A 970-nucleotide genomic window follows, 5' to 3' on the forward strand; every position below is an offset into this window, starting at 1 on the left:
GAAGTTGTGCTGTTGTTGGGTGACCCAAATGCATGTTTTATTCATTTGTTTTGTCTCTAAATGGTTATTAATAAATCCCAAAGTTCGTCCACTTTGGAATTTTAACGATATATTACTGATCAATTGGTAGTAAAGTAGTGATCCTTTATATGTCTCATATTTGGGCAAATGAATTCAAAATAAACTTGTAACTTTAAATTATCACTTAATTTTTAAGCTGTCTCTATTTTTCTTTTCAGTAGCCAACGTTTCCTGTAATATATTCATATCATCGCTCACTTTACGATCAACAATTTTAGCATAGTGCTGAGTTGTCCTCAATGATTTATGTCCAAGCATTTTACTGACGGTTTCAATAGGTACCCCATTCGTTAACGTGACAGTCGTGGCAAAAGTATGTCGTGCCAAATGGGTGGTCAATGGTTTGGTTATGCCGCAGAGCATCGCAATCTCTTTTAAATAGGCATTGGATTTCTGATTGCTGAATACAGGAATCAATCGGTCACTTTTAATCACTTGCGGATCGTATGCGTATCGGCTCAGGATTTCCTTTGCAATAGGCAATAATGGAATGCTACTTCGAGTATTCGTTTTGGTGCGTTTGATATTTATCCATTGCTTACCATCAATCCCGATACTGATGTCGGATTTGGAGAGTTTTTCAACATCCGAGTAGGCGAGACCTGTGTAACAGGAAAACACAAACATGTCGCGAACCACTTTGAGCCTGTCAAAATGTAATTCTTTGTTGTAAAGAATGTCAATTTCTTCGGTAGTTAGATATTCACGTTCTACCGACTCAAATTGAACTTTGTAGTTATAGAAAGGGTTTCTTTCCATCCATTGATTGGCCAAGGCAATCCGGATAATTTTCTTGAAATTATTGATGTATTTCAATGTGGAATTATGATTGCAATTACGAACGGTCTTTAAGAATAATTCAAACTTCTTGATAAAATCGTAATCAATA

Annotated in this window: 1 protein-coding gene; it reads right to left on the reverse strand. The window is 35.9% G+C overall.

Annotated elements, in window-relative coordinates; genetic code table 11:
- Window positions 1-201: 201 nt before the first annotated feature.
- Window positions 202-970, reverse strand: a 769-nt coding sequence (locus JEM65_RS21070; RefSeq protein WP_199603702.1) for a site-specific integrase, incomplete at its 5' end; no start/stop codon positions are given.

It is taken from the genome of Gelidibacter salicanalis (assembly GCF_016469035.1).
GTDB lineage: Bacteria > Bacteroidota > Bacteroidia > Flavobacteriales > Flavobacteriaceae > Gelidibacter > Gelidibacter salicanalis_A.